The organism is Nonomuraea sp. NPDC047897, assembly GCF_043204415.1.
Taxonomy (GTDB): Bacteria; Actinomycetota; Actinomycetes; order Streptosporangiales; family Streptosporangiaceae; genus Nonomuraea.
Map to the genome: position 1 here is coordinate 60,434 of NZ_JBIDCC010000002.1, position 25,225 is coordinate 85,658.

The window sequence follows — 25,225 nt, forward strand, 5'->3', positions numbered from 1 at the left end:
AGGGTTGGGCGCGCAGGGTGGAGCGTCGGGTGGTTCTCGCGGTGCTACGAGGCGGCGCGCGCAGGGCGGGGCGCCGGGTGGTTCTCGCGGTGCTACGAGGCGGCGGCCTCGGCGGGGGCGCCCAGGGCGGCCGTGTAGCGCTCCAGGAGGATCCGGGCCAGTTCGGCGGACGGGCCGAGCACGTCGGCGACCACGTCGGCGCCCGCCGCCAGGCTCGTACGGCGCACCTTGTCGGAGAAGTGGCCGGGCGCCAGCAGGTAGGGCGCGACGGCGACCCGCGGCGCGCCCGCCGCGCGCAGCAGCGCGACCGCCTCCTCAGGAGCCGGGGCGGCGGCCGACGCGTACGCCGCCGTCACGCCCCACCAGCCCGAACGGGTCGCCCACGTGCCGGCCAGCGCCGCCACGACCGCGTTGGCGCGGGCGTCGCTCGAACCCGCCGAGACGAGCACCACCGCCGTGTCCGGGTCGCCGGCCGGCACGCCGGCCTCGGCGAGCCGCCGCTCCAGCGCCGCGACCATCAGCGGGTGCGGCCCCAGTGTGGACCCGTAGCGGACACGCAGCCGCGCGTCGCGCGCCCGCGCCTCGTTGAGCGCCGCGGGCAGGTCCACCCGGGAGTGGTAGGCCTCGGTGAGCAGCAACGGCAGGACCACGGCCTCGCCCAGCCCGTGCAGGGCCTGGCCGAGGGACGGGGCGGCGTGGTCGAGGTAGGCCGTGCGCACCGGCAGGCCGGGCCGGGCCCGGCGCACCTCGTCCAGCAACGCCTCCACGGTCGCGGCGGCCCGCGGGTCGCGCGACCCGTGCGCCACGGCCACCAGCGGCACGCCGCCGTCGTCCGGTGCCGCGGCGGCGGGCGGGCGGCCCGCCCCGTCTGCCAACGAGGCGGGCCGGATGCCGGGGACTACAGGTGAATGCCGCATTCGACCTTCCCCAGCCCCGCCCAGCGGCCGCTGCGCGGGTCCTCGCCGGGCGCCACCTGGCGGGTGCAGGGGGCGCAGCCGATCGACGGGTAGTTGTCGTAGTGCAACGGGTTGATCAGCACCCCGTTGTCGGCCATGTAGTTGTCGACGTCCTCCTGGGTCCACCGGGCGATCGGGTTGACCTTGACCATCTGCCGCTTGGCGTCCCACTCGACGACCCTGGTGCCGGTCCGGGTGGACGACTCGTCGCGGCGGATGCCGGAGATCCAGGCGAGATAGGGCTCCAGCGCCCGGTTGAGCGGCTCCACCTTGCGCAGGTAGCAGCACAGGTCGGGGTTGCGGCCGAACAGGCGCGGCCCGAGGTCGCGCTCCTGCTCGGCCACCGTCCGCGACGGCTCCACGTTGATCACGTTGACGTCGTAGACCTGCTGCACCGCGTCGCGGGTGCCGACCGTCTCGGCGAAGTGGTAGCCCGTGTCGATGAACAGCACGTCCACCCCGGGCTTGACCCGGCTCACCAGGTCGATCAGCAGCGCGTCGCTCATGGAGGACGTCAGGCACAGCCGGTCGCCGAACGTCGCCGCCGCCCACCGGATGATGTCGCGGGCCGGGGCCTCCTCCAGGAACTCGGCGGCGGACTCGACGATGTCCTGCAGGTCGAGAGTGCCGCGCTGCTGTCTCAGACCGACCTCGATGTCGACCAGCGTCATATCTTCACTCCGATTCCGAGGAACTTCAGCTTGAAAGCCCGGGCGCAGGCCCGGCAGTACCAGCCGGCGCCCGCGGCGTGACCCGTGGCGCCGTGCTCGCCCTCGTAGGGCTCCAGGTCCTCGTCGCCGCAGTAGGGGCAGTGGAACGGGACGGCTCGCGTGCTCATCGCAGGTCCGCCTCGTCGGCGCGCTGCACCCAGTCGGCGAAGGACTCGCCTTCCTTCTTCTGGTCCTCGTAGTGGGTCACGACCCGCTCCACGTAGTCGGGCAGCGCGGCCGCCGTCGTCTTCAGGCCGCGAACCTTGCGGCCGAAGCCCGAGTTGACGCCGAGCGAGCCGCCCAGGTGGATCTGGAAGCCCTCGACCTGCTCACCGTTCTCGTCGACCACGAGCTGGCCCTTCAGGCCGATGTCGGCGACCTGGATGCGGGCGCAGGAGTTGGGGCAGCCGTTGACGTTGATCGTCAGCGGCTCCCTGAAGTCGGGCAGCCGCCGCTCCAGCTCGTCGATCAGGTCGGAGGCGGTGTTCTTGGTCTCGACGATGGCCAGCTTGCAGTATTCGATCCCGGTGCAGGCCATCGTCTGACGGCGGAACGTGGACGGGTTGACCTGAAGGTCGTTGGCCTCCAGCTCGGCGACCAGCGAGTCGACCCGGTCGGGCGCCACGTCGAGGATGACCATCTTCTGCTCGACCGTGGTGCGGACCCGGTCGGAGCCGTGCCGCTCGGCGATGTCGGCGATCAGGTGCAGCCGGTCGCCGTCGAGGCGGCCGACGCGGGGCGCGAACCCGACGTAGAAGTTGCCGTCCTGCTGCGGGAAGACGCCCACGTGGTCACGCCGTGAGCTGCGCGGCTCGGCCGGGGCCGGGCCGTCGGGCAGCGCCTCCTTGAGGTACTCGGTCTCCAGCACCTCGCGGAACTTCGCCACGCCCCAGTCGTTGACCAGGAACTTCAGCCGCGCCCGGTGCCGCAGCCGCCGGTAGCCGTAGTCGCGGAAGATGCCGATCACGCCGCCGAAGACGTCGCCCACCTGGTCGGGCCGGACGAACACGCCGATCCGCTTGGCGAACATCGGGTTGGTGGACAGGCCGCCGCCGACCCACAGGTCGTAGCCCTTCTCGCCGGTCGGCGACTCCACGCCCACGAAGGCCACGTCGTTGATCTCGTGCACGGTGCAGTGTGCCGGGCAGCCGCTGACCGCCGCCTTGAACTTGCGCGGCAGGTTGGAGTAGGCCGGGTCGCCGATGAAGCGGTCGTAGACCTCGCGGATCTGCTCGGTGGCGTCGAGCACCTCCTCGGTGTCGATGCCGGCCAGCGGGCAGCCGAGGATCACGCGCGGGGTGTCGCCGCACGCCTCGGTGGTGGACAGGCCGACGGCCTCCAGCCGCTCCCAGATGGCGGGCACCGACTCGATCTCCACCCAGTGGAGCTGCACGTTCTGCCGGTCGGTCACGTCGGCCGTGCCCCTGGCGTACTCGTTGGAGATGTCGGCGATGGTGCGTAGCTGGCGCAGGTCGAGCTGGCCGCCGTCGATCCGCACCCGCAGCATGAAGTAGCGGTCGTCGAGCTCCTCGGGGTCGAGGATCGCCGTCTTGCCGCCGTCGATGCCGGGCTTGCGCTGGGTGTAGAGGCCGTACCAGCGCATGCGGCCACGCAGGTCGGCGGGGTCGATCGAGTCGAAGCCGCCCTTGGCGTAGATGTCGATGATGCGCTGACGGACGTTGAGCCCGTCGTCGTTCTTCTTGTTCTCTTCGTTCTTGTTGAGCGGCTCGCGGTAACCGAGAGCCCACTGACCCTCGCCGCGCGGGCGCTTGTGGTGCCGGCTGGCAGGAGTGCTCATTGCGCGTCCTTCGGATCATGGGCGCGCGCAGGCTTCCTCCCGCCTCGACGTCGAGTGCGGGGGTGTCAGAAGGTGTGCGACGCGCTCAGGGATGACAAACGGGATCGGTCAGCGGGCGTCGCGACAGATGGCGCTGCGGACACGCTGGAGGTCGACGTGGCGTCGACCGACGAGCATGGGGTCCGCTGGCAGCATGACTATGAAGATACGCGAGCCGCCCGGGATGTCCAACAAGGGGTCCAGAGTCTGGACGTGATCATCCTTGCCGCGGCCAGTCGAGCGGCGACTCCCTGACCTCCGGCGCGCTCTGGTGCTGGCAGTCGCACCAGGAGCCGCCACGGCACTCCTCGTGCCGCCTGTCCTTGCAGTCGTCGCAGATCACACCTGCATTATTCCTCGTCGAACGGGGTTCGGTTAGGGTGGCGGCGTGGTGGACCTCATGCGCGAGCTGCTCGACGACCTGCGCGCGGAGAGCGCGTCCCTGGAGCTCCTGCTGGAGCCGCTGCGGCCGGAGCAGTGGGAGCTGCCCACGCCCGCCGAGGGATGGGCGGTGCGCGACCAGGTGAGCCATCTGGCCTGGTTCGATGACGCGGCCCGCGCGGCCGTCACCGACCCGCCCGCGTTCCGCGCCGCACTGGCCGAGCCGACCTCCGTGGACGAGCTGGCGTTCCAGGCGCGGGGCCTCGCCGCCGACGCCCTGCTGGCCTGGTTCCGCACGGCCCGCGCCGCGAGCCTGGAGGCGTTCGCCCGGCTCGGGCCGCGCGACCGGATCCCCTGGTACGGACCCGACATGTCGGCCGCCTCGTTCGTCACCGCCCGCCTGATGGAGACGTGGGCGCACGGCCAGGACGTGGCCGACGCCCTCGGGGTCGCCCGGGAGCCCACGGCCAGGCTGCGCCACGTGGCCACCATCGGCCACCGCGCGCTGCCGTACAGCTTCGCCGTGCGCGGGCTGCCCGTGCCCGCCGAGCCGGTGCGGCTGGAGCTGATCGCGCCCGGCGGCGAGCCGTGGACGGCCGGGCCGGCCGGCGCCGCCGACGTCGTGCGCGGCCCCATGCTCGACTTCTGCCTGCTCGTCACACAGCGCGTGCACCTGGCCGACACCGCGCTGCGGATCACCGGCCGGACGGCCCGCGCCTGGATGGAGATCGCCCAGGCGTTCGCCGGCCCACCAGGGAAGGGGCGCGCACCCAGATCGGGGAAAGCTCAGGGGGATACCCGATGAGCGGCCCGCGCGGCCGGTGACATGCTGGAGTCATGCGGACGCTGCTGAACGTCATCTGGCTGGTCTTCGCGGGCGTCTGGCTCGCCCTCGGCTACGCGGTGGCCGGGGTCATCTGCTGCATCCTGATCGTCACGATCCCGTTCGGCATCGCCTCGTTCCGCATCGCCGCGTACGCGCTGTGGCCGTTCGGCAGGACCGTCGTCCGCGACCCGGACGCCGGCGTGTTCTCCCTGTTCGGCAACATCATCTGGTGCCTCGTCGCCGGCGTGTGGCTGGCGATCGGGCACGTGCTGACCTCGATCCCGCTGTTCGTCTCGATCATCGGCATCCCGCTCGGCATCGCCAACCTCAAGATGATCCCCGTCTCGCTGCTGCCGCTCGGCGCCCGCATCGAGGACGCCTGACGGGGCCCGGAGCGCCTCCCGCACCGGGCCCGCTGAGCCGCGTCAGGGCTGCAGGTACTTCTTGGCGCCGTCGTGCAGCGGCACCGGCTCGGTCTTCGCCGCCTCCTCGCGGCTGATGTTCTTCGCCTCCGGGTGGACCTTCTCCAGCTCCGCCTGCTTCTCGAAGAGAACCCTGGTGAGGTCGCCGGCCAGGTCGGTCGGCATCTTCTCCGACACGACGAGCAGGTTGGGCACGGCGATGGTCGGCACGTCGGCCGCCGTGGCGTAGACGTCCTTCTTCAGCGTGGTGGCCTGGTAGACCGGCCCGTACTCGGCGTTCAGCTTGGGCAGCAGGTCGTCGAGCGGCACGAACACGACGTCGTCCTTCAGGCTCGTCGTCAGGTCGGTGATGCCGCCCGTCGGCAGGCCGCCCGACCAGAACAGCGCGTCCAGCGTGCCGTCCTTGACGCCCTGGACCGTCTCCGGCAGCGACAGAGCCTGCTTCTTGATGTCGGAGTCGGCGTTCAGCCCGGCGGCCTTGAGCAGGCGCAGCGCGATGTTCTCGGTGCCCGAGTTCGGCGAGCCGGTGGAGACGCGCTTGCCCTTCATGTCGGCGACGGTGCGGATGCCGGCGTCGGAGCGCGCGATCACGTGGGTGTAGTTCGTGTAGATCCTCGCCAGCGCCCTGATCGGCTGCGGGCTGGTGAAGGCGCCCTTGCCGGTCGCGGCGTCGCTCGCGGCGTCGGCCAGCGTGAACGCGATGTCGGAGTCGCCGCGGACCACCCGCTGGATGTTCTCCACCGAGGCGCCGGTGGCCTCGGCCGTCACCTGGTAGCCCGGCAGGTTCTTGGTGAGCAGGTCGGCGTAGCCGCCGCCGAGCTGGTAGTAGACGCCGGTGGTGTTGCCGGTGGCGATGGACAGCCGGCCGCTGTTGTGGAGGGCGTCGCCCGACGTGCTCTGGCGCTCGCCGCCGCACGCCGTGAGGCCGGCCACGAGGGCCAGCGCGGCGGCGCCGAGACGGATGACGGATCGCATCAGGTTCCTTTCTGCGTACCTTGTACGGGAACGGGACGGCGCAGCGCCAGATGGACGAGCAGCGCCACGGCGAGCAGGGCCAGGCCGGCCACGACGCTCGCCGGTTCGAGGAAGAGCAGGGCGACGGCCGCGCCCGCCGCCAGGACACGCTCCGGCCAGCCGGCACGGCGCACCATCCAGCCGCCCGTGGCGGCGGCCAGCGCCACCACGGCGACCGCCGAGACGGCCAGCGCCGTCAGCACCTGGAGCAGCGGGGCCTGCAGCAGCAGCGCCCGCCCGGCCGGCGCCAGCACGAACGCGAACGGCACCAGGAAAGCCGGCAGGGTGTACTTCCAGGTCATCATCATGGTCCGGAAGGCGTTGCCGCCCGTGATGGCCGCCGCGGCGACCGCCGCCAGCGCGGTCGGCGGCGTCACCTCCGACAGGACCGCGTAGTAGAAGATGAACATGTACGTCGCGTCCGGCGGCACCCCGAGCGTCTGCAGGGCCGGGCCGATGATGACGGCCGCGATGATGAACGACGCCGTCACCGGCACCGCCAGGCCGAGCAGCAGCACCGCCAGCGCCGCCACCAGGGCGGTCAGCGCGAGGTGCCCGCCGGCCAGGTCCACGATGATCCGCGACGCCTTCAGGCCGAGCCCGGTGAGCGTCACCATCGCCACGATCACCCCTGCCGCCGCGGTGGTGGCGGCGACGGGCAGCACGCCGAGCGTCCCGGCCGACAGCGCCTGCGCCGCCCGCCGCGGGGTGAGCCGGTGCTCGCGGTCGAGGAACGACAGCAGGAAGGCCAGCAGGGTCGCGTAGACGACGGCCCGGAACGGCGACACCCCGAAGGCCATCAGCACCACGATCGCGACCAGCGAGGAGAAGTGGTAGCCGAACCGGCCGAGCAGCCGCCAGACCGAACCGGTCTCCATCTCGACGCCGCGCGTCCCGAACCGGCGCGCGTCGATCTCCACCGCCAGGATGATCCCGAGGTAGTACAGCAACGTCGGCACGGTCGCGTACAGCAGCACCGTCAGGTAGGACGTCTTGAGGTACTCGGCGATGATGAACGCCGCGGCCCCCAGGGTGGGCGGCGACAGGATCGCGCCGATCCCGGCCGCGGCGAGGATGCCGCCGCCGTGCTCGCGCGGGTAGCCGGCCCGCCGCAGGATCGGCCAGGCCACGCTGCCCAGCGACACGGCCGTGGCCGTGCCCGACCCGGACACCGTGCCGAGCAGGAACCCGGCCAGCGTCACCGTACGGCCCGGCGCGGCGGCCGAGCGGCGGAACGCCGCGAACGAGATGTTGACGAAGAACGCGCCCGCCCCCGAGTACTCCAGCACCGCCCCGTAGATGGTGAAGAGCACGATGTACGTCGCCGCCACGTCCAGGGGCACCCCGAACAGGCCCTCGGTGCCCATGTAGAGCTGGACGACGATCCGCTCGACGCCGTAGCCCCGATGCCCGAGGACGGAGTCCACCGGCAGGTAGCCGCCGTAGTAGGCGTAGGCCAGGAACGCCAGGCAGATCACCGGCAGGATCGCCCCCACGGTGCGGCGCGTGGCCTCCAGCACCAGCAGCAGGCAGCCGGCCCCCATGAGCAGGTCCATCGCCGAGGGCTCGAAGGTGCGCCGGATGAAGTCGTCGAACCCGAACAGCGGGTACGCGCACACCGCGAGGGACAGCGCGGCCAGCACCCAGTCGGCGACACCCGGCGCGTCCGGCCGCGCGACTCTCCCACCGGCCCCGCCCGTCCCCCCGCCCGTCCCCTCGCCCGTCCCCTCGCCCGTGCCTCCGCCCGTGCCTCCGCCCGTGCCTCCGCCGTCGCCGCCGGGCTCGCCCGTGACGCCGCGCCGCCGGGGGAGCCGCCGGGTCAGCCACGACGGCAGGCTGCCCGGCCGGTAGGCCAGGAACGTCAGCGGCAGCACCGCCGCCAGGAAACTCATCCGGTACGGCAGCACCGGCATCGGGTTGAACACCGCGTAGAGCGCGTAGAGGGACACGCCGAGGGCGATCGCCCCGACGACGATCGCCAGCCGGTCGGGCAGCCGCCGGGCGGGCCGCTCGCCGTCGTACTCGGCGATGAGCTCCTCCGTGCTGCGGGCCGGTGCCGCGCTCTGGTCGGCGGATGTCACCTCTGACCTCCTCACGTCCGCGGCACGTCGGCCGCCGGTCGCCTGAAACGTAGATGTGACGTGGCCCACGCATGAAGGTCCGGACGCCGCTATTTGATGAACTCTTAGGGAAGCCGCGCCGGCTGTGTTAAGCGCGGATCAAATCCTGGCGCCCGCCCATGGCCTCGGTGTGACCCAGGCCACTAAGGTGCGCGCAAGCCGCTCGTCCGCGAGGCGTGGCACGGGCGGCGATGCACTCCCTGAACCGAGGTACGCAGCATGGCGCTCAAGGTCCCGATCTCCGCCCGTCCCTGGAGGTGGTGGACGGTACGGGCGCGGCTGGGGCTCCTCGTCGCGCTGCCCGTCCTCGGACTGCTCGCCTTCGCCGTGACGCAGGCCGGCACGGTCCTGGGCGTGGCCGACGGCGGGCAGCGCACGCGCGACCTCGCCGCCCTGGCCACCGCCACCTCCGGCCTGGTCCACCAGCTCGAACGGGAGCAGGCGGAGGCGCAGGCGCTGGCGGCGCGCGGCGGGACCAGCGGCAGGGTGCTGGTGACGGCCGCGCGGCAGCGCACGGACTCCGCGCGGCGGGCCTTCTCCGCGGCCGGCCGCACGGCCCAGGAGGCCGCGCCCGGCCTGGCGCCGGTGCTGCGCGCCGCCGAGCAGGCGCTCACCCGCTCGCGGGAGGCGGGCGCACAGGACGGGACAGGACAGGACGGGACAGCGCGGGACGGGGTGGGGGCCGGCGAGGGGACGGACCGCTACGGGGCCGCGGTCACCGCCCTGCTCGCCGTCGCCACCGCGCTGCCCCGCCAGATCGACGACCAGCGGCTGGCCAACCAGGCCCACGCCGTCGCCGAGCTGGCCGGGGCCAAGCACGCGCTCGCCGAGCAGCGCGAGCTGCTGCGCGGCGCGCTCACCCGGCGGCTGCTGCGGCCGGCCGAGTCGCGTGAGCTGGTACGGCTGGCGGCCACCGAGGCGGCGCACCTGCGGGCGTTCGAGGCCGCGGCCGACCCCTGGGCGCGCGGCCGGCTCGCCTCCCGGCTCGTCGGCCCCGACGTCGAGGCCACCCGAGCCACCCGCGCCGCGATGGAACGCACCCTGGGCCGCACGCAGGACGCCGCGGCCCGGCCGGACCCCGCCACCGGCCGGGCGCCGATCGTCGACGCCGACGCCTGGTACGTGGCCGCCTCGCACACGATCAAGCGGCTGCACGACGTGGAGCTGGACCTGACCGGACGGCTCGACACCGCCGCCGCCGAGGTGCTGGCCGACGCCCGCCGCGGCCTGGTGGCCACCATCGGGCTGACGGCGGGCGCGCTCGCGGTCACCCTGGGCGTGACCGCCCTGGTCGCCGCCGACCTCGCGCGCCGGCTGCGGCGGCTGCGCGCCGCGGCGCTGGCCCTGGCCGACGTCCGGCTGCCGGAGGCCATCGAGGCCATCGGCGCCGCCCCAGACCCCGTCGCGGCCCGTACCGACCAGCTCGCCCGGCACGCCCTCGGCGAGCAGGACGGGCCCGATGAGATCGGCGACGTGGGCAGCGCGCTGTCCGTCGTGCATGCCCGCGCCCTCGACCTGGCCACCGGGCAGGCCCTGCTGCGCCGGGAGTCGGCGGCCGTGTTCGAGGCGATGGCCCGGCGCGGCCAGACGCTGGTGGCCCGCCAGCTCGACCTCATCGACCGGCTGGAGGCCGGCGAGACCGACCCGGACACGCTCGGCTGGCTCTACCAGCTCGACCACCTGGCGGCGCGCATGCGCCGCAACGACGAGAGCCTGCTCGTGCTGGCGGGCGGCGAGCCGGTCCGCCGGTTCGGGACGGCCGTGCCGCTGTACGACGTCGTCCGCGGCGCCCTGGCCGAGATCGAGGAGTACCGGCGGATCCAGCCCATCGCGCTGGCCGGGACGCCGGTCACCGCCGAGGCCGTCGGCGACCTGGTGCACCTGATCGCCGAGCTGCTGGAGAACGCCACGCACCACTCGCCGCCCGACACCCCCGTCGTGGTCCGCGCCTACACCTCGGGCGAGGGTTGCACCGTGACCATCCAGGACCAGGGCGCCGGCATGGACCCGGTGGCGCTTGAGCGGGCCAACACCCGCCTGGCCAGGCCCGGCGACCCGGCGGGCGGGCTGGGCGGCACCATGGGGCTGCTCGTGGTCGCCCGGCTGGCCGACCGGCACGGGGTCACGGTCCGGCTGTCCAGCCGGGGCCGCGGCGTCATCGCCACCGTGCTGATCCCGCCCGCCCTCCTCGTCGCCACGGCCCGGCACGCCGGGGTGGGGGCGATGACAGGGACTTCGAGCGGCCCAGGCGGCCCGCACGGCTCGCCAGGCCCGGGCGGCTCGCACGGCCCGGGCGGCGGCGGGACGCCCGGTGTCTGGGACGGCGGCGCCCCCGGCGTCTGGGACGGTGGGACGCCCGGCGTCCGGGACGGTGGTGGCCTCGGCGGCCGGGCGGCCGGGACGGTCCCGGACCCCGAGGCCGGGATGCTGAACGACCGCCTCGGCTGGCTGCTGACCCGGTTCACCAACCAGGTGCCCGGCGTCGCCCACGCCGTGGCCGTCTCCGCCGACGGGGTCGCCCTCGCCTCCTCCGGCGCGCTGCCCCGCGAACGCTCCGTCCACCTGGCCGCGGCCGTGGCCGGCATCGCCGGGCTGAGCGCCGGGACCGCCCGTTCCCTGGCGACCGGCCAGGTCAGGCAGACCGCCGTGGACATGGACGAGGGCGCCCTGGTCACCTTCGCCGCAGGCCCCGTCCTGCTCGGCGTCCTGACCCTCGGCGACGCCGACTACGGGCACGTCGCCTACGAGGCCGGCAAGCTCGGCCTGCGGGTCGCCGCCCTCCTGGGCACGGCCGGCGACCCCGCACCCGGCCCGCTGACGGACCCCGGCCGGGTGACGGACCCCGGCCCGGTGACGGACCCCCGCCCGCTCCCGACCGCAGACGGCGACGGCGGTCCATGGCACGATGAGACCCACCCCAGCAGCCGGACCCGGGGGTGACCGACATGCGTGTGCTTGTCGTCGAGGACGACACCCGAGTGGCCGCCGCTCTCGACGCGGCGCTGTCCCGCCACGGGTTCCAGGTGCACCGCGCGGCGAGCGCGGCCGAGGCGCTGGCCGCGCCCAGCGTCGACATGATCCTGCTCGACCTCAACCTGCCCGACGGCGACGGCGTCGACCTGTGCAGGAGGCTGCGCCGCGACGGCGTCGAGGTCGCCATCATCGCCGTCACCGCCCGCGGCGAGGAGCGCGACCGGATCGCCGGGCTGCGCTCCGGAGCCGACGACTACCTGGTCAAGCCGTTCTCGACGGCCGAGCTGGTGGCCCGCATGGAGGCCGTGATGCGCCGGGTCCGGCCGAGCCCGCCCCCGGTCGCCCAGGTCGGCGACCTGCGCGTCGACCTGGCCGCCCACACGGTCACCCGCAAGGGGGAGGCGGTCGCGCTGACCCGCAAGGAGTTCGACCTGCTCTCCTGCCTGACCCGCGAGCCCGGCGTCGTCGTGCCGCGCGAGCGGCTGCTCATCGAGGTCTGGGGCACCACCTGGCCCGCGGCGGGCCGCACTCTCGACGTGCACATGGCGACCCTGCGCGCCAAGCTCGGCGAGCCCGTCGTGATCGAGACCGTCCGGGGCGTCGGCTACCGGCTGGCCACGGCCGCGTGACATGACGCGGCCATGGCCACTCAGGCTCCTGCTGGCGGTCCTGCTGCCGGCCGTGCTGCTGCCGGTCGGGTGCGGCGCCGCCGACGTGCCCGCCGTCCCGGAACGCGCCGTCAGGATCGCCACCGGCGCCGAGGGAGGCGTCTACGGGGTGTACGGCTCGGCCTACGCCCGCGTGCTCGACGAGCGGCTCCCCGGCCCCACCGGGGTGCTGCCCTCCGGCGGCAGCGTGGACAACATCGAGATGGTCATGGCGGGCCGCGCGGAGACGGGGTTCACGCTCGCCGACGTGGCGGCCGACGCCCTCGCCGGGCGCGAGCGGTTCGGCACGCCGCGGCCCGTCGCCGCCCTGGCCCGGCTGTACGACAACTACGTGCAGCTCGTCGTCCGCGACGACGGGCCGATCCGGACCGTCAAGGACCTCAAGGACCGGCGGGTCTCGGTCGGCGGCGAGGGGTCGGGCACCGCCGTGGCCGCCGAACGCATCCTGGGCGTCGCCGGGCTCCGCGACGCCGTCGAGCTGAGCCGGCTCGACGTCGGCGCCTCGGCGCGGGCGCTCGCTGCACGCCGGATCGACGCCTTCTTCTGGAGCGGCGGGCTGCCGAGCGCCGCCATCACCGACCTGCGCCGCGGCACGGACATGAGGCTCATCGACCTCGGCTCCACGATCGAGCCGCTCATCCGCGAGTACGGCGACCTCTACACCCGCACCACCGTGCCCGCCTCCGTGTACGGCCTGTCCAACGCGGTGACGACCGTGAGCGTGCCCAACTTCCTCGTCGTCCGGCGCGACCTGCCGCCGGCCACGGCCTACTGGCTGACCCGGCTGCTCTTCGAGGACCAGCCCCGGCTCGCCGAGGTCCATCCGGAGGCGCGCCGGCTCGACCCCGGCTCGGCGATCATGACGTACCCGCTGGAGCTGCACGAGGGGGCGGTGCGCTGGTACCGCTCGGCGCACCGCTGACCGGCAGCGTCAGCAGCACCTCCAGCCCGTGCGGCCCGGCCGGCGACAGCGTCATCGACCCGCCGCTCCGCTCGGCCAGGGTCCGCGTGATGGCCAGGCCGAGGCCCGTGCCGGGCACGTTCTGGTGCCGCGGGCTGCGCCAGAACCTGTCGCCGGCGCGGGCCAGCTCGCCGGCGGTCAGGCCCGGCCCGCCGTCGCGGACCCGGATCTCCACCTCCTCGCCCCGCAGGCGGGCCGTCACCTCCACCGGGCTGCCCTGCCCGAATTTCAGCGCGTTGTCGAGCAGCGCGTCCAGGGCGTGATCGAGCAGGTCGGGCGCCCCGGTGACGGTCAGGCCCTCCGGCACGTCCACCGCCAGCGGCGTCGCCGAGCTGTCGTAGGCCGCCCGCCAGGCCAGCGCCCGCCGGCGCACGGCGGCCGCCACGTCCAGCGGGCCGGGCGCCTCGTGCGTGGACTCCGCCCGGGCGAGCTGCAGCAGCGCGTCCACGCTCTCGCCGAGCCGGTCGGCCTCCTCCAGGGCGAGCCGCAGTTCCTCGCGCCCGTGCGGGTCGCAGACGGTGGACTCGGCGTTCTCCACCCGCAGCCGCAGCGCTGTCAGCGGGTTGCGGAGCTGGTGCGAGGCCTGCGCGACGAACGCCCGCTGCTTCTGCACGGCGGCGGCGACGCCGTCGGCCATCGCGTTGAAGCTCGCCGCCAGCCGCCGCAGCTCCGGCGGCCCGGTCCGGTCGGACACGTGGGCGGCGTGCCGGCCCGACCCCACGGCGTGCGCGGCCTCGTCCAGCTCGTGGACCGGGCGCAGCACCCACCGCACCACCGGCACCGCCACGGCGAACGCCACCACCAGCAGCGCCACCACGCCGCCGAGGGCGAGCAAGGCCAGCCGCCCGGCGACCTCCTCCCGCGCCCGATCCGTCGGCGAGATCGTCACGGCGGCGCCGAGCACCCGCCCGTCGCGCACCACCGGCTCGACCACCACGTACGGCCGCTCGTCCCACGGCCACAGCACGTGCGGCCGCTGCGGCGGCCGCCCGGCGAGCCCCCGCAGCAGCGGGACGCGCACCGCGTCCTGCTCCGGCGACATCCCCTCGCGGGACGAGGCGACCACCTGCCCGTCGGAGTTCACCACCATGACCGGCGTGTCGTACAGCTCGTCGTAGCGCAGCAGGTCGGCCGTCAGCCGGCGGGTCCGGCCGGTGGACAGCGCCGCCTCGGCCACGTCCGCGAACCGCGCGGTGTCGTCGGCCCGGCTGATGAACAGCTCCTGCGACGCCTGGTCGGCGCCCGCCACGGCCAGCGGCAGCCCGAGCGCCGCCACCAGCCCGGCGGCCAGGCCGATCACGATCACGAGCAGACGTCTGCGCACCGGCCCTCCCTTCGCTGAGGAGATTGTCACCGTCCGGCGGGCGGAGCGGAAGCCGCCGCATGGCGGAGACGGGGCAGGGTAGTGCACCACGGACGTAAGCTGTGCTGAACGTTCCTGCGAGACCACCTGGGTGCCATGACGTCCACCGACGCTCCCGTGCGGCCGAAGAGGCGGCTCGCCGCAAACGTGCGGGCCGGACTCAGCTGGGTGTGCGACACCAAGCACTTCGCGATCCTGCGCGCGGCCACCAACGCCGGCGTCACCTACCGGGTGACGGGCCTGGCGGGTGAGGCGGCCTTCTTCGCCCTGCTGTCGCTGCCGCCCTTCGTGCTCGGCCTCATCGGCGTGCTGGCCAAGCTGGGCACCTGGCTCGGCAAGGACCGCGTCGAGGAGGTCCGCCGGTGGGTGGTCGACCAGGCGGGCGTGCTGTTCACCCCGGACACGATCACCACCGTGGTCGACCCGCTCATCAACGACGTGCTGCGCGACGACGCCAGCAAGGTGTCGATCATCTCGCTCGGTTTCCTGCTGTCGCTGTGGTCGGGCTCGCGCGCCCTCTACGTGTACGTCGACCTGATCTCCGTCGCCTACGGGCTGGGGGAGGAGCGCGGCATCGTCCGCACCCGGCTGATGTCGTTCGGCCTGTACGTCGTGGGGCTCGTCATCGGCATCATCGTCATGCCGATCCTCGTCATCGGGCCCACGCTGATCAAGGACGCCCTGCCCGGCGAGTACGGCATCATGATCGACCTGCTCTACTGGCCGGTCGTGATCATCGGCTCGGTGCTGTTCCTCACCGTGCTCTACCACGTGAGCGTGCCGCTGCGCACCCGGTGGTACCGGGAGCTGCCCGGGGCGATCCTGGCGCTGATCCTGTGGATCGCGTGCGCCGGCGTGCTGCGCGCCGTCCTCGCCGCGTGGTTCTCGCCCGTGTCGGTGTACGGCTCGCTGGCCGCCCCGATCGCCCTGCTGCTGTGGCTGTACATCACCGCCCTCGCCGTGCTGATCGGAGCCATCCTGAACGCCGAGGTCGACCGGCTGTGGCCGGGCGTCGGCAGGCTCCCGGCCTGAGCCGGTCCGACACTTCCGCTATCGTCTGAAGCGACGCGACTGGCGCGTGAAGGTGGACCACCACCAGGGAGCGAAGGGAGCGGAGGCCGTGCGCCTGGGTCTTCGCCATGTCAATGATGACAGGAGAGTCATGAGTTCTCTCGCTAGCGTCGACCCGCGGATCGCCGAGCTCATCCAGGCCGAAGAGCGTCGCCAGGCCGACACCGTCAAGCTGATCGCGTCGGAGAACTACGTCTCCAAGGCGGTCCTGGAGGCCACCGGCACGGTCCTGACGAACAAGTACTCCGAAGGCTACGCGGGCAAGCGCTACTACGAGGGCCAGCAGGTCATCGACCAGATCGAGACCCTGGCGATCGAGCGGGCCAAGGCGCTGTTCGGCGTCAACCACGCCAACGTCCAGCCCTACTCCGGCTCGCCGGCCAACCTCGCCATCTACCTCGCCTTCCTGCAGCCCGGCGACACCGTGATGGGCATGGGTCTGCCGTTCGGCGGTCACCTCACGCACGGCTGGTCGGTCTCGGCCACCGGCAAGTGGTTCAACCCGGTCCGCTACGGCGTGCGCAAGGACACCGGCCGGGTCGACCTCGACGAGGTCCGCGAGCTGGCCCTGGAGCACCGGCCCAAGGTGATCTTCTGCGGTGGCACGGCGATCCCGCGCACGATCGACTTCGAGGGTTTCGCCTCGATCGCCCGCGAGGTGGACGCCGTGCTCGCGGCCGACATCGCCCACATCGCGGGCCTGGTCGCGGGCGGCGCGCACCCGTCGCCGGTGGGCCACGCCGACGTCATCTCCACCACCACGCACAAGACGCTGCGCGGCCCGCGCGGCGCCATGCTCATGGCGACGACCGACGAGCACGCCACCGCGCTCAACAAGGCCGTCTTCCCCGGCCTGCAGGGCGGCCCGCACAACCACACCACCGCCGCCATCGCGGTGGCCCTGCACGAGGCCTCGACGGACGACTTCAAGGCCTACGCCCACCAGGTGGTCGCCAACGCCAAGGCGCTGGCCGAGGAGCTGGCGAGCCGCGGCTTCGACCTGGTGTCCGGCGGCACCGACAACCACCTGATCCTCGTGGACCTCACGCCCAAGGGCATCGGCGGCAAGCCCGCCGCCCAGGCGCTCGACCGGGCCGGTCTGGAGACCAACTACAACGCGGTGCCGTTCGACACCCGCAAGCCGTTCGACCCGTCCGGCATCCGCATCGGCACGCCCTCGGTCACCTCGCGCGGCATGCGCGAGCCCGAGATGCGGCAGATCGGCGCCTGGATGGACGAGGTCGTCACCGCCCTGGCCAAGGGCGACGCCGAAGACGTCATCGCCCGGGTGCACGGCGAGGTCAGCGAGCTGACCGCCCGGTTCCCGGCGCCCGGCCTGTCCTAGACACCGCGCCGCACCTCTCGCGGCCCGCACGGTGACACGAGGACGCCCCGCCGCACAGGCTGCGAGATGTGCGGCGGGGCGTCGCCGCTCCCGGCGTGGGCCGGTGGCCGGGAGCGGGCGGGGAGATGGCGCGAAGCCCGGCGGGAGGTCGGCCCGGGACGAGCGAGCCGGTACGCCGGTCGGCCCAGGAAGCGAACGCCGGGGCTCAGCTCAGGAAGGGAACGCCGGGGCTCAGCCCAGGAAGAGATAGTCGGCGCGGAACGGCACGAGCGCCCTGGTGCCCGGCCGGCAGGCGCCGGCGGGCGGCAGGCCGCCCTCGGCGTTGACCCGCAGGATCTGGGTGGTGTGCGACAGCAGGCCGTCCCGGCCCGCCGCGGTTGCGGCCAGCAGCAGCACCGGGAGTCTGCCGCGGCCGTCCGCCGGTTGCGCGACGGGCCGGCCGCGCACGACGCTGCCGTCGGGTGCGGTCCACCTCGGCGTGCCGCCGGGGGCGAGCGACAGGGAGACGCCGCGCCGCAGCTCGGCCGCCGCGCCGTGCGGGCGGGTGAAGGCGTGGCCGCCGCCCCGCTGCCTGGCGCACGCGTACACCTGCCGGCCGCGCAGCACGTCCGCCGTGAGCGCCCGCGGGTGGCCGAGCCGGCCGCCGGCGAGCCGGCCGCGCACCGCGCCGCCGCCGAACTCGGTGGTGTGCAGGTTGGTGTAGTACCGGCCCGGGTGGGCGGCGATCCGTCTGACCACGGCCGCGGGCACGCGGGCCTCGCCGGCCAGGCCGATCAGGTGGGCGGGCAGCCCCTTGGCCGGCGCGCCGAGCAGGTCGGCCACCACGGGGCCGTTCCGGCCCGGCCCGCCCTGGTGGACGTGCCCGCCGGTCACCCGGCCGATCCCCTCCCACAGGGCGGTGTAGGCGATGGCCGACCCGTGCGGACGCAGCCACCAGACGCCCCGGCCGTCGGGGTCGCCGCGCCGCATGCCGTCGTTCCCGCGCACCTCCTGCGCGCCGTCAGCGTGCGCGGCGAGCGTCGCCCGGTTGCTGCCGTGCAGCACGCCGCGCAGGTCCACCGGCCGGGCCAGCCGGTGGAACTGGCCGCGGACCGCCCCCTGCGGATGCCGGGCGTTGTGCAGGTTGGCGTAGAAACCGCTCGGGTCGCGCACCAGCGCCCGCAGCAGCGCCGGGTCGGCCTCCACCGTGCCGAGCACGCCCAGCGTCGTCCTCGGCGGCGCCTCGGTGAAGAAGGGGAGCTGCACCGCGCCGTTCACGCCGCGGGCGCCCAGGTGGACGTGCCCCGCCGACGGCAGGTCGATCCCGTTCCACCGGACCGCGAACGTCACCCGGTTGCCGCTGATCCGCAACACGACCGTCGACCGGCCGTCGGCGTCCCCCTTGGCGCCCACCTCGTTGCGGCCGCGCAGACCCGCGGCGAGGTAGACGGACCGGGGCGTCCCGCCGGCGGGGGAGCCGGCGGACGAACCGGACGAGCCTGCCGGGGCCGCCGAGGCCGCCGAGGCGGCCGGGACGGCGACCGGGGTCAGGGCGCAGGCCAGCAGTCCGGCGGCGAGCGCGACGCCGGTCGGTGCGGGTCGGGGAAGCGGCATCGGGAACCTCTCGGGGGCGGGTGTTCCGGCTCGTACGGCAGGCAGTACGGCGCCCGCCCCCCGCCGGGTTCAACGCCAGGACCTCGGAACCCGAAAATGCCCCCTCACCCGAGGCGAGAGGGCATCCACCGAGCACGCTAGACCTCCACGGTCAGCAACTTCCGCCCCGTCGTCGTCACCACCTCGAACCGGTCGATCTCGGCGAGCGGCGACGCGCTGCCCCCGTGCATGTACAGGGGCTGCGGCTGCCCCGGGACCCCGTAACCGGCGGGCGGCACCGACCACCCCGTCATCACCCGCCGCACCCCCGACTTCGACACCGACACCAGCTCACACTCCAGCGGCCCCTTCACCCCGGCCAGCTTGAGCGCGGCGTGGGTGCCCCACGCCTTCGACTCCACGACCAGCCCCCCGTTCACCCCGCCGACCCCGATACCGGCCACCGGGCGGCCGTCGGCGTAGAACTGCTCGGCCGGCCCCATGTGCGGGTCCTTCCCGGTGGCCACCTGCGTCGCGGCCATGCCGCCGGTCACCTGCATGCCGACCGTCAGCCCGCCGGCCACCAGCGTGACCGCGGCGGCCAGGCCGATCACGACCGTGCCCCGGCGGGTGCGCCGGTCGGCGGCCCGCCTGCGCCGCATCAGGTCGACCACCCCGGCCTCGCCGAGTCCCCCGCCGCCCGCCAAGCCGCCCGCCTCCCGGCGCGGCCCCCCGCGCGTCTCCGGGCGGACCGGCGGCTCGTCGGTCAACGGGCCCAGCCCGTCGAGCGCCACGGCCACCCCGGCCAGGTCCTGCAGCTCGGCCCGGCACGGCGGGCACACGTACAGGTGCGCCTCGAAGGCCCGCTTGTCGTCCTCCTCCAGGAGCCCGAGGGCGTAGGCGCCCACATCGGTGTGCTCCACGCGCGACGTCACGCCGTCACCCCTCTCTCCTCCAGCGCGACGCGCAGGGCGCGCACCGCGTAGTAGACACGCGACTTGACCGTGCCCACCGGGATCCCGAGCGCCCGCGCGGCGTCGTTGACCGACCGGTCGCGCAGGATCGTCTCGTTCAGGATCTCGCGGTGCGCCGGCGACAGCGCCCTCAGCGCGTCGGCCACGACCACCTGGTGCAGCATTCCGTCCACCTCGTCGGGCATGGGCACGCTCTCCAGCGGCCCGTCACTCGACTCCCGGGGGCGGGCGTCCCTGCGCCGCCGGTCATCGATCACGATACGTCTGGCGACGGTGGCGAGCCAGGGCATCAGCGAGACCGAGGCCGGGTCCAGCCGGTCCGCGCTGCGCCAGGCGCGGATCATGGTCTCCTGGACGACGTCCTCCGCCCACTGGCGGTCGCCGCCGGTCAGCCGGACGACGAAGGCCAGCAGCGGCCGGTGGTACTCCCGGTAGAGCGCCGAGACGACGAGGTCGTCATCCGGTCGTACGCGCCTGATCCAATGGCTCAGTCGTGGCTTTCCCATCGGAGCGGCTCCCTCGGGCGAGGGCGGGGGATACGTGCTGGTGCGCATCATTCCCCTTTCTCGAGTGCGTCGGCAGTGGGTACGGCCGGGGCTCCGGGTGGGGTTCAACCAAGCTGTGGAAAAACGGGATTGCGGCCGGGGGGCAAGAGTGCGTAGAGTCGCCGCGACGAGCCGCGCGGCGCGTCCGTCGAGAAGCGAGGAGGTGGGGACTATGCGGGTCTGCTTCAGCATGCCGTCCGTCCACCTCCGGGTGCCTGCCTGAGCCACCCGGTCTTCCTTCTCGACCAGAGGATCACCGCGTTGTCTTCCGACGTTTCGTCTCTTTCGTCTTTCGATCTCTCCCTGCTCGGCTGGACCGAGGCCCGCGCCGCCGAGCTGCCGCCCGGCACCGTCCCCGGACGCGTGGCCCGCGTCGACCGCGGCTCCGCCGAGGTGCTCGCGGCCGACGGCCAGCACCACGCCCGCTACGCCGCCCACGTCCGCCGGGCGGCCGCCGCCGACCCGGTGGCGCTGCCGTGCGTCGGCGACTGGGTCGCCCTGGCCGCACTGCCCGAGGGCCGCTACGAGCTCGACGCCGTGCTGCCCCGCAGCACCGCCTTCGTCCGGGGCGGCGTCAGCCGCGACTCGCGTGGCGGCCTGTCCGGCGACGGCCAGGGTCAGGTGCTCGCGGCCAACATCGACATCGTCTTCGTCGCCGAGCCCTCGATGCACGCCACGGACTTCGCCGACCTCGGCCGCGTCGAACGGCTCGTCGCGCTGGCGTGGGAGTCGGGCGGCACGCCCGTCGTGCTCGTCACGAAGGCCGACCTCTTCGAGGACGGCCTGGACGACCTGCTGGCCGACGTGCGCGCCGCCGCGCCCGGCGTCGACGTGCACGCCGTCTCCTCGCTGCTGGGCGACGGCGTCGAGCTGGTACGCGGCTACCTCGACGGCTCCCGCACCGCCGTCGTGCTCGGCACGTCCGGCGCCGGCAAGTCCACCCTCGTCAACGCGCTGGCCGGCAGCGGGATGATGGAGACCCAGCAGGTGCGCGCCGCCGACGGCCGGGGCCGCCACACCACCGTGCACCGGGAGCTCATCCCGCTGCCGGGCGGCGGGCTGGTCATCGACACGCCGGGCATCCGCCGGGTGGGCCTGTACGAGATGAGCCAGGGTGTCGAGCTGGTCTTCTCCGACATCGAGGCGCTGGCCGAGCAGTGCCGCTTCCACGACTGCGGGCACGAGAGCGAGCCCGGCTGCGCGGTGGTGGCGGCCCTCGACAGCGGGGAGCTGCCCGAGCGGCGGCTGCAGAGCTGGCGCAAGCTGCAGCGCGAGGCCGTCTGGATGGCCGGGCGCACCGACGCGCGGCTGCGCGCCGAGCAGCGCAACAAGTGGAAGGTCATTCACAAGGAGATGCGCCGCTCGGGCCGCAACCGCCCGTGACCGCCCCCGCCCGCTGCGAGGAGGGGCGGATGGGGGGTAGGAGCAGGGCATGGACGTGTTCGCCGACCGCGCCGAAGCCGGGGCCCTGCTCGCCGAGCGGCTGACGCACCTGCGCGACCCCGTGGTGCTGGCCCTGCCCCGCGGTGGGGTCGCGGTGGCGCTGCCGATCACGCGGCGGCTGGGCGGCGTCCTCGACGTGCTCGTCACCCGCAAGATCGGCTATCCGCCGTCGCCGGAGCTGGGCGTCGGCGCGATAGCCGAGGGCGGCGAGCCGGTGCTGGACGTCGGCCTGCTGCGCAGGCTGGGGATGACGCCCGAGTCGGTGGCCGACGTGGTGGCGGAGGAACGCGCGGAGCTGGCCCGCCGTGTCGCGGTCTACCGGGGTGACCGGCCGCTGCCCGGCCTGGCCGGGCGAGAGGTGATCGTGGTGGACGACGGGCTGGCCACCGGCGGCACGGCGCGGGCCGCGCTGCGGGCCGTGCGGACGCGCGGGCCGGGCCGGCTGACGCTGGCCGTGCCCGTGGGGGCGCGCGAGACGGTGGAGGCGATGCGCCGGGAGGCCGACGACGTGGTGGTGCTGGCGGTGCCCGCCGACTTCCGCGCGGTGGGGCAGTGGTACGAGCGCTTCGAGCAGTTGAGCGACGCCGACGTGCTGGGCCTGCTGGCCGAGGCCGGCGCCCCACCGGGATGAGCGGGCCGGGACCCGGGGTCCGTGCCCGGCGGCTGGGCGACGGGCCGCGGCCGGCGAGCGGCCCGGCACGCCGGCGTCGGGGTGCCTAGGCCGCCAGCACGGCCCAGACGAGTTTGTCGCGGCTGCCCGCGATGATCCAGCCCCAGGTCGTGCAGAGCGCCTCGACCAGCCGGAGGCCTCGGCCGAACTCGGCGAAGATGTCGGGGGAGGCGGTCACCGGGGGCGCCTGGCTGTGGTCGGTCACCACGCAGGCCAGCTCGGGCCCGTGCCCGAGCAGGCGGAGCTGGAGGACGCCGCCGCCGTGCCGCATCGCGTTGGTCACCAGCTCGGAGACCACGAGCTGGGCCTCGAACGCGACCCCGTCGGCCCCCCACCCGCTCAGGGTGCGGTCGACGAAGCGCCTGGCCGACGCCACGCACGCGGGCTCCATCTGGCCTAACTCGGCCGGCGGGAACACCGCGTCGCACGGGGCGCGCCGCCCGTCCAGCAGAATGGCGGACAGCCATTCCGGCGGCCGGGCGCCGGAGGGGGCTTGCGGCCGGGCGTCGAAAGTCGTCATGCGGTGGCCCCCGAAGCGCGGTCTTGGTGATCCAGACACATCTTTACGGGATGCGCTTACCAATGCAAGACTTTTCGTCGTTTACAGATGCAAATCGCATCTGCACGTGCAGATGATCTGGGAGACAGTGGTGAGCGCACAGAGTGCGGAGGGGAACATCCTCGGCTATTCGCAGGGGAGTCCCACGGTCCTGCGCATCCTGCTGGGCACCCAGCTGCGCAGGCTCCGCACGGAGAAGGGTATCTCGCGGGACGACGCCGGGTACGCGATTCGCGCGTCCCATGCCAAGATCAGCCGGCTGGAGCTCGGCCAGGTCAGCTTCAAGGAGCGCGACGTGGCCGACCTGCTGACCCTCTACGGCGTCACCGACGAGGCCGAGCGGGCCCCGCTGATCGAGCTGGCCCGCCAGGCCAACGCCCCCGGCTGGTGGCACAAGTACGGTGACCTGCTGCCCGGCTGGTTCGAGGTGTACATCGGGCTTGAGGGCGCGGCCTCGGTCATCCGCACCTACGAGAACCAGTTCGTGCCCGGCCTGCTCCAGGAGCCCGGCTACGCCAGGGCGGTGATCAGGCTGGCCCACGAGCACACGCCGGAGGAGGAGGTCGACCGCCGGGTGGCGCTGCGCACCGCGCGCCAGCGCCGGCTGGCCGGCGAGCACGCGCTCACCCTGTGGGCGGTGATCGACGAGGCCGTCGTGCGGCGCAGCCCCGGCGGCCCCGAGGTGATGCGGGCGCAGATCGAGCACCTGATGGAGATGACGGCGCAGCGCAACGTCACCGTGCAGGTCATGCCGTTCGACCGGGGCGGGCACGCGGCGGCGGGCGGGGCGTTCAGCATCCTGCGCTTCCCCGAGCGTGAGCTGCCCGACGTGGTCTACATGGAGCAGCTCACCAGCGCCCTCTACCTGGACAAGCCGGCGGAGTCCGAGCACTACATGCAGGTGATGGACCGGCTGAGCATCCAGGCCGACTCGCCGGCCGACACCAGGCGATTTCTGGACCGGTTGCTCCACGCACTGTGATCCACCCCATACCCGCATTTTTCGCCATGTGGCATGTGGCCAGCTCCAAGAGGCGTATCCTCACGTCGCAAAGCACGGATGCACGTGCATCTGTAAGCCGAGGAGCTTCTTCCATGCATGAGTTCCGCAACGGAACGCCCGCAGGCCGTCTCCCCGTCGTCTGGCGCAAGAGCAGGCGGAGCAACCCCAACGGCAACTGCGTCGAGGTGGCGGCACTGCCCACGGGAGAGATCGCGATGCGCAACTCGCGCTTCCCGGACGATCCGGCCCTCGTCTACACCAGGGCCGAGATCACCGCGTTCGTCCTGGGCGCGAAGGACGGGGAGTTCGACGACCTGATCGTCTGAGCCGAGAGATCGGACAAAGGGGAGGGACGACAAGAGCCCGGCGTCTAGGGTGACGCCGGGCTCTTCGCGTGCTCGGGGGTCGAGCGCCGCCTGATCAGGCAGTTGTCCCGACCGGGTTCGCCGAGGACTGGACGTGGCTGGCCAGGACTCGGTTCATCGGGACAACTGCGGGATCACGCGGCCGCTCGGTGTTGCCGGGTGTCAGGCGGCGGAGATGCCGGCGCTGGCCGCGCGGCGCATGCGACGGCGACGCTCGGAGGCGCGCTCGTCCTCGTTCAGGCCACCCCACGTGCCGTACTTCTCCGGACGGGACAGCGCGTAGTCAAGGCACTCGTTGCGGACCGGACACTGGGCGCAGATGGCCTTGGCCTTGCGCTCGCGTACGTCACGCTCGGGCTGCCGCTCCCCGTCGGGGCCGAAGAAGAGCACGAGGTCCTCACCCCGGCACGCGGCATCATCCTGCCAACCCCAGCTGGGGCGCGGGCGGGCGAGCTGCCGACGTACCTGAGACATGAGAAAACCACCTTCGTGAGAGGTATTTCGGTAATTGAGCCGCATTGGACGCTTTAGGCGTCACTGTTCCAACGCAAGGCGGGGCCGTGATGTTCCCTTGGTCAGGTGAGGGCCGGCGTGGCGTACCGCACAGGCGTGAGCCTGTCCAGCGATACCAGCCGGTAGGTGGTGATCGTCTCGGCGCAAGCCGTGCCACACGGCGCTCGGAACGCCGATGGCTCAACCACAACCTGGAGCCGGGTGTCGCCGACGCGCACGATGGCTTCGGTGACGTCCCCGTCCGACCTGGAGGATTCCACGGCCACTGCGCCGACGGAGCACTCTCCCGTATGGGCTCGGGCGAAGTGCTCGACGGCTTGCAATGGCTCAGGGATGCCTGCGCGTCCCCGGTAACGGTCGAGGATGACCTCGCCCGACCGGTACGCGTTCGCCGCTGCGATCGCAGCAGCCTGAGACATGCTGCCGTAGAAAATTCCGTGTGGCAAGCACACGAGGTTGGCGGCGTACCGATCGCCACCAACGTGTGACGTTTCCCATACCCGCCCCGGCAGGTTTTCCGCCAGGGTGCGGGCGAGGGGTAGTCCAATGCGGGCACAACACGCATTGCGCTTGGCGTGCGTGCAGACCAGAAATACCGGCTCGTCTTCCAGTATGCAGGACTCCGGGACCACTCCCGCCACCAGCGCGTCCAGGTCAAGATCGTCCGGACCTGCGACGAAGCCCGAGGCGAGCCACGGCCGGGGGCCCTCGCCGTAGCCGACTAGCACACGCATCCCCCGCTGTCGCGGGCGGGCCCGCCGTCCGGGGCGGCGGATGAGCTGCGGCCGGACGCCCCGGTCGAGGGCCCGCCGGACGAGTGCGGCGATGTCGTCGGGGAGGTCGAAACTTTCCAGATGGGACGGCCACGGGCCGGAGAACTCCACCAGCAGCCACAGCCGGGCCCCCACGGTGGCGCTGGCCAGCGTGGGCACAG

The 25,225-nt window shown here is 73.5% G+C and carries 26 protein-coding genes; 11 read left to right on the top strand and 15 right to left on the bottom strand.

Features of this window, described 5'->3' with window-relative positions:
* Positions 1–92: 92 nt before the first annotated feature.
* The 6 genes from ACGF0J_RS03700 to ACGF0J_RS03725 all read right to left on the bottom strand — a co-directional run bounded on the left by ACGF0J_RS03700 (position 93) and on the right by ACGF0J_RS03725 (position 3,846).
* Complete coding sequence (locus ACGF0J_RS03700) at positions 93–917, bottom strand: sirohydrochlorin chelatase (RefSeq protein WP_393141890.1); 825 nt, start codon at positions 915–917, stop codon at positions 93–95.
* A complete protein-coding gene (locus ACGF0J_RS03705) occupies positions 899–1,627 on the bottom strand; it encodes a phosphoadenylyl-sulfate reductase (RefSeq protein ID WP_393141891.1) in 729 nt (242 codons plus the stop codon). The genes ACGF0J_RS03700 and ACGF0J_RS03705 overlap by 19 nt, the downstream gene beginning before the upstream one ends.
* The gene (locus ACGF0J_RS03710; RefSeq protein ID WP_393141892.1) at positions 1,624–1,794 is read right to left on the bottom strand and encodes an Insertion element protein; all 171 of its coding nucleotides are present in this window, start codon (positions 1,792–1,794) and stop codon (positions 1,624–1,626) included. The genes ACGF0J_RS03705 and ACGF0J_RS03710 overlap by 4 nt, the downstream gene beginning before the upstream one ends.
* Positions 1,791–3,464 carry a nitrite/sulfite reductase gene (locus ACGF0J_RS03715; protein WP_393141893.1) on the bottom strand — a complete coding sequence of 558 codons (1,674 nt, stop codon included), beginning with the start codon at positions 3,462–3,464 and terminating at the stop codon, positions 1,791–1,793. Before ACGF0J_RS03715 ends, ACGF0J_RS03710 begins: the two co-directional genes overlap by 4 nt.
* A 108-nt stretch (positions 3,465–3,572) precedes the next feature.
* A complete protein-coding gene (locus ACGF0J_RS03720) occupies positions 3,573–3,659 on the bottom strand; it encodes a putative leader peptide (RefSeq protein WP_357903709.1) in 87 nt (28 codons plus the stop codon).
* Between the two features lie 61 nt (positions 3,660–3,720).
* Positions 3,721–3,846, bottom strand: a complete 126-nt coding sequence (locus tag ACGF0J_RS03725) for a hypothetical protein (RefSeq protein WP_393141894.1) — start codon at positions 3,844–3,846, stop codon at positions 3,721–3,723.
* A 45-nt stretch (positions 3,847–3,891) separates the two neighbouring features.
* Here ACGF0J_RS03725 and ACGF0J_RS03730 point away from each other — a divergent pair, with 45 nt between their 5' ends.
* Positions 3,892–4,689, top strand: coding sequence for a TIGR03084 family metal-binding protein (locus ACGF0J_RS03730; RefSeq protein WP_393141895.1), 798 nt, complete (start codon positions 3,892–3,894; stop codon positions 4,687–4,689).
* A 32-nt stretch (positions 4,690–4,721) separates the two neighbouring features.
* Entirely contained in the window at positions 4,722–5,093 is a 372-nt protein-coding gene (locus ACGF0J_RS03735; protein ID WP_393141896.1) for a YccF domain-containing protein, read from the top strand.
* A 42-nt stretch (positions 5,094–5,135) separates the two neighbouring features.
* Here ACGF0J_RS03735 and ACGF0J_RS03740 read toward each other — a convergent pair whose 3' ends face one another.
* A complete protein-coding gene (locus tag ACGF0J_RS03740; protein WP_393141897.1) occupies positions 5,136–6,107 on the bottom strand; it encodes a TAXI family TRAP transporter solute-binding subunit in 972 nt (323 codons plus the stop codon).
* Positions 6,107–8,227, bottom strand: a complete 2,121-nt coding sequence (locus tag ACGF0J_RS03745) for a TRAP transporter permease (protein ID WP_393141898.1) — start codon at positions 8,225–8,227, stop codon at positions 6,107–6,109. Before ACGF0J_RS03745 ends, ACGF0J_RS03740 begins: the two co-directional genes overlap by 1 nt.
* Before the next feature lie 258 nt (positions 8,228–8,485).
* On the opposite strand from ACGF0J_RS03745, the gene ACGF0J_RS03750 reads away from it, so the two are divergent.
* From ACGF0J_RS03750 to ACGF0J_RS03760, 3 genes are read left to right on the top strand one after another with little or no spacing between them, the layout of a single operon-like run.
* Positions 8,486–11,206, top strand: a complete 2,721-nt coding sequence (locus ACGF0J_RS03750) for a nitrate- and nitrite sensing domain-containing protein (RefSeq protein WP_393141899.1) — start codon at positions 8,486–8,488, stop codon at positions 11,204–11,206.
* Positions 11,207–11,211: 5 nt separating this feature from the next.
* On the top strand, positions 11,212–11,868 hold the full coding sequence (locus ACGF0J_RS03755; RefSeq protein ID WP_393141900.1) for a response regulator transcription factor: 657 nt from the start codon (positions 11,212–11,214) through the stop codon (positions 11,866–11,868).
* 1 nt (position 11,869) lies between these two features.
* Positions 11,870–12,829 carry a TAXI family TRAP transporter solute-binding subunit gene (locus ACGF0J_RS03760; protein WP_393141901.1) on the top strand — a complete coding sequence of 320 codons (960 nt, stop codon included), beginning with the start codon at positions 11,870–11,872 and terminating at the stop codon, positions 12,827–12,829.
* Here ACGF0J_RS03760 and ACGF0J_RS03765 read toward each other — a convergent pair.
* Entirely contained in the window at positions 12,765–14,192 is a 1,428-nt protein-coding gene (locus ACGF0J_RS03765; protein ID WP_393141902.1) for a sensor histidine kinase, read from the bottom strand. The genes ACGF0J_RS03760 and ACGF0J_RS03765 overlap by 65 nt on opposite strands.
* A 135-nt stretch (positions 14,193–14,327) precedes the next feature.
* Between ACGF0J_RS03765 and ACGF0J_RS03770 the strand changes: the two genes are divergently transcribed.
* The gene (locus tag ACGF0J_RS03770) at positions 14,328–15,263 is read left to right on the top strand and encodes a YihY/virulence factor BrkB family protein (protein WP_393141903.1); all 936 of its coding nucleotides are present in this window, start codon (positions 14,328–14,330) and stop codon (positions 15,261–15,263) included.
* 130 nt (positions 15,264–15,393) lie between these two features.
* Positions 15,394–16,647: a serine hydroxymethyltransferase gene (gene glyA / locus ACGF0J_RS03775; RefSeq protein ID WP_393141904.1), complete on the top strand. Its 1,254-nt coding sequence runs from the start codon at positions 15,394–15,396 to the stop codon at positions 16,645–16,647.
* A 231-nt stretch (positions 16,648–16,878) separates the two neighbouring features.
* On the opposite strand, the gene ACGF0J_RS03780 is transcribed toward glyA, so the two are convergent.
* The 3 genes from ACGF0J_RS03780 to ACGF0J_RS03790 all read right to left on the bottom strand — a co-directional run bounded on the left by ACGF0J_RS03780 (position 16,879) and on the right by ACGF0J_RS03790 (position 19,699).
* Positions 16,879–18,240 (bottom strand): CHRD domain-containing protein, encoded by a 1,362-nt coding sequence (locus ACGF0J_RS03780; RefSeq protein WP_393141905.1) that lies wholly within the window; start codon positions 18,238–18,240, stop codon positions 16,879–16,881.
* Positions 18,241–18,377: 137 nt separating this feature from the next.
* Positions 18,378–19,154 (bottom strand): anti-sigma factor family protein, encoded by a 777-nt coding sequence (locus ACGF0J_RS03785; protein WP_393141906.1) that lies wholly within the window; start codon positions 19,152–19,154, stop codon positions 18,378–18,380.
* Positions 19,151–19,699, bottom strand: coding sequence for a sigma-70 family RNA polymerase sigma factor (locus tag ACGF0J_RS03790; RefSeq protein ID WP_393141907.1), 549 nt, complete (start codon positions 19,697–19,699; stop codon positions 19,151–19,153). The genes ACGF0J_RS03785 and ACGF0J_RS03790 overlap by 4 nt, the downstream gene beginning before the upstream one ends.
* Positions 19,700–19,999: 300 nt before the next feature.
* Between ACGF0J_RS03790 and rsgA the strand changes: the two genes are divergently transcribed.
* Both rsgA and ACGF0J_RS03800 read left to right on the top strand, forming a co-directional pair.
* Positions 20,000–21,121: a ribosome small subunit-dependent GTPase A gene (gene rsgA / locus ACGF0J_RS03795; protein ID WP_393141908.1), complete on the top strand. Its 1,122-nt coding sequence runs from the start codon at positions 20,000–20,002 to the stop codon at positions 21,119–21,121.
* 49 nt (positions 21,122–21,170) lie between these two features.
* Positions 21,171–21,812 carry a phosphoribosyltransferase gene (locus ACGF0J_RS03800; protein ID WP_393141909.1) on the top strand — a complete coding sequence of 214 codons (642 nt, stop codon included), beginning with the start codon at positions 21,171–21,173 and terminating at the stop codon, positions 21,810–21,812.
* Positions 21,813–21,897: 85 nt separating this feature from the next.
* Here the strand turns inward: ACGF0J_RS03800 and ACGF0J_RS03805 are convergent, their stop codons facing one another.
* The gene (locus ACGF0J_RS03805; RefSeq protein ID WP_393141910.1) at positions 21,898–22,371 is read right to left on the bottom strand and encodes an ATP-binding protein; all 474 of its coding nucleotides are present in this window, start codon (positions 22,369–22,371) and stop codon (positions 21,898–21,900) included.
* A gap of 112 nt (positions 22,372–22,483) precedes the next feature.
* Here ACGF0J_RS03805 and ACGF0J_RS03810 point away from each other — a divergent pair, with 112 nt between their 5' ends.
* Positions 22,484–23,392 (top strand): helix-turn-helix domain-containing protein, encoded by a 909-nt coding sequence (locus tag ACGF0J_RS03810; RefSeq protein ID WP_393141911.1) that lies wholly within the window; start codon positions 22,484–22,486, stop codon positions 23,390–23,392.
* Positions 23,393–23,505: 113 nt separating this feature from the next.
* On the top strand, positions 23,506–23,739 hold the full coding sequence (locus tag ACGF0J_RS03815) for a DUF397 domain-containing protein (RefSeq protein ID WP_101784354.1): 234 nt from the start codon (positions 23,506–23,508) through the stop codon (positions 23,737–23,739).
* A 201-nt stretch (positions 23,740–23,940) separates the two neighbouring features.
* Here the strand turns inward: ACGF0J_RS03815 and ACGF0J_RS03820 are convergent, their stop codons facing one another.
* Positions 23,941–24,252, bottom strand: a complete 312-nt coding sequence (locus tag ACGF0J_RS03820) for a WhiB family transcriptional regulator (protein WP_080036407.1) — start codon at positions 24,250–24,252, stop codon at positions 23,941–23,943.
* Positions 24,253–24,353: 101 nt separating this feature from the next.
* Positions 24,354–25,223, bottom strand: coding sequence for a sucrase ferredoxin (locus ACGF0J_RS03825; protein WP_393141912.1), 870 nt, complete (start codon positions 25,221–25,223; stop codon positions 24,354–24,356).
* Positions 25,224–25,225 lie beyond the last annotated feature (2 nt).

What these genes read in the sequence shown, in the direction of transcription:
- ACGF0J_RS03705 (WP_393141891.1), bottom strand. Translation starts at nt 1,627, where the DNA reads ATGACGCTGGTCGACATCGAGGTCGGTCTGAGACAGCAGCGCGGCACT.
- ACGF0J_RS03755 (WP_393141900.1), top strand. Translation starts at nt 11,212, where the DNA reads ATGCGTGTGCTTGTCGTCGAGGACGACACCCGAGTGGCCGCCGCTCTC.
- ACGF0J_RS03750 (WP_393141899.1), top strand. Translation starts at nt 8,486, where the DNA reads ATGGCGCTCAAGGTCCCGATCTCCGCCCGTCCCTGGAGGTGGTGGACG.
- ACGF0J_RS03805 (WP_393141910.1), bottom strand. Translation starts at nt 22,371, where the DNA reads ATGACGACTTTCGACGCCCGGCCGCAAGCCCCCTCCGGCGCCCGGCCG.
- ACGF0J_RS03740 (WP_393141897.1), bottom strand. Translation starts at nt 6,107, where the DNA reads ATGCGATCCGTCATCCGTCTCGGCGCCGCCGCGCTGGCCCTCGTGGCC.
- ACGF0J_RS03770 (WP_393141903.1), top strand. Translation starts at nt 14,328, where the DNA reads ATGACGTCCACCGACGCTCCCGTGCGGCCGAAGAGGCGGCTCGCCGCA.
- ACGF0J_RS03710 (WP_393141892.1), bottom strand. Translation starts at nt 1,794, where the DNA reads ATGAGCACGCGAGCCGTCCCGTTCCACTGCCCCTACTGCGGCGACGAG.
- ACGF0J_RS03760 (WP_393141901.1), top strand. Translation starts at nt 11,870, where the DNA reads ATGACGCGGCCATGGCCACTCAGGCTCCTGCTGGCGGTCCTGCTGCCG.
- ACGF0J_RS03815 (WP_101784354.1), top strand. Translation starts at nt 23,506, where the DNA reads ATGCATGAGTTCCGCAACGGAACGCCCGCAGGCCGTCTCCCCGTCGTC.
- ACGF0J_RS03780 (WP_393141905.1), bottom strand. Translation starts at nt 18,240, where the DNA reads ATGCCGCTTCCCCGACCCGCACCGACCGGCGTCGCGCTCGCCGCCGGA.
- ACGF0J_RS03735 (WP_393141896.1), top strand. Translation starts at nt 4,722, where the DNA reads ATGCGGACGCTGCTGAACGTCATCTGGCTGGTCTTCGCGGGCGTCTGG.
- ACGF0J_RS03720 (WP_357903709.1), bottom strand. Translation starts at nt 3,659, where the DNA reads ATGCTGCCAGCGGACCCCATGCTCGTCGGTCGACGCCACGTCGACCTC.
- ACGF0J_RS03715 (WP_393141893.1), bottom strand. Translation starts at nt 3,464, where the DNA reads ATGAGCACTCCTGCCAGCCGGCACCACAAGCGCCCGCGCGGCGAGGGT.
- ACGF0J_RS03820 (WP_080036407.1), bottom strand. Translation starts at nt 24,252, where the DNA reads ATGTCTCAGGTACGTCGGCAGCTCGCCCGCCCGCGCCCCAGCTGGGGT.
- ACGF0J_RS03800 (WP_393141909.1), top strand. Translation starts at nt 21,171, where the DNA reads ATGGACGTGTTCGCCGACCGCGCCGAAGCCGGGGCCCTGCTCGCCGAG.
- ACGF0J_RS03810 (WP_393141911.1), top strand. Translation starts at nt 22,484, where the DNA reads ATGATCTGGGAGACAGTGGTGAGCGCACAGAGTGCGGAGGGGAACATC.
- glyA (WP_393141904.1), top strand. Translation starts at nt 15,394, where the DNA reads ATGAGTTCTCTCGCTAGCGTCGACCCGCGGATCGCCGAGCTCATCCAG.
- ACGF0J_RS03700 (WP_393141890.1), bottom strand. Translation starts at nt 917, where the DNA reads ATGCGGCATTCACCTGTAGTCCCCGGCATCCGGCCCGCCTCGTTGGCA.
- ACGF0J_RS03790 (WP_393141907.1), bottom strand. Translation starts at nt 19,699, where the DNA reads ATGGGAAAGCCACGACTGAGCCATTGGATCAGGCGCGTACGACCGGAT.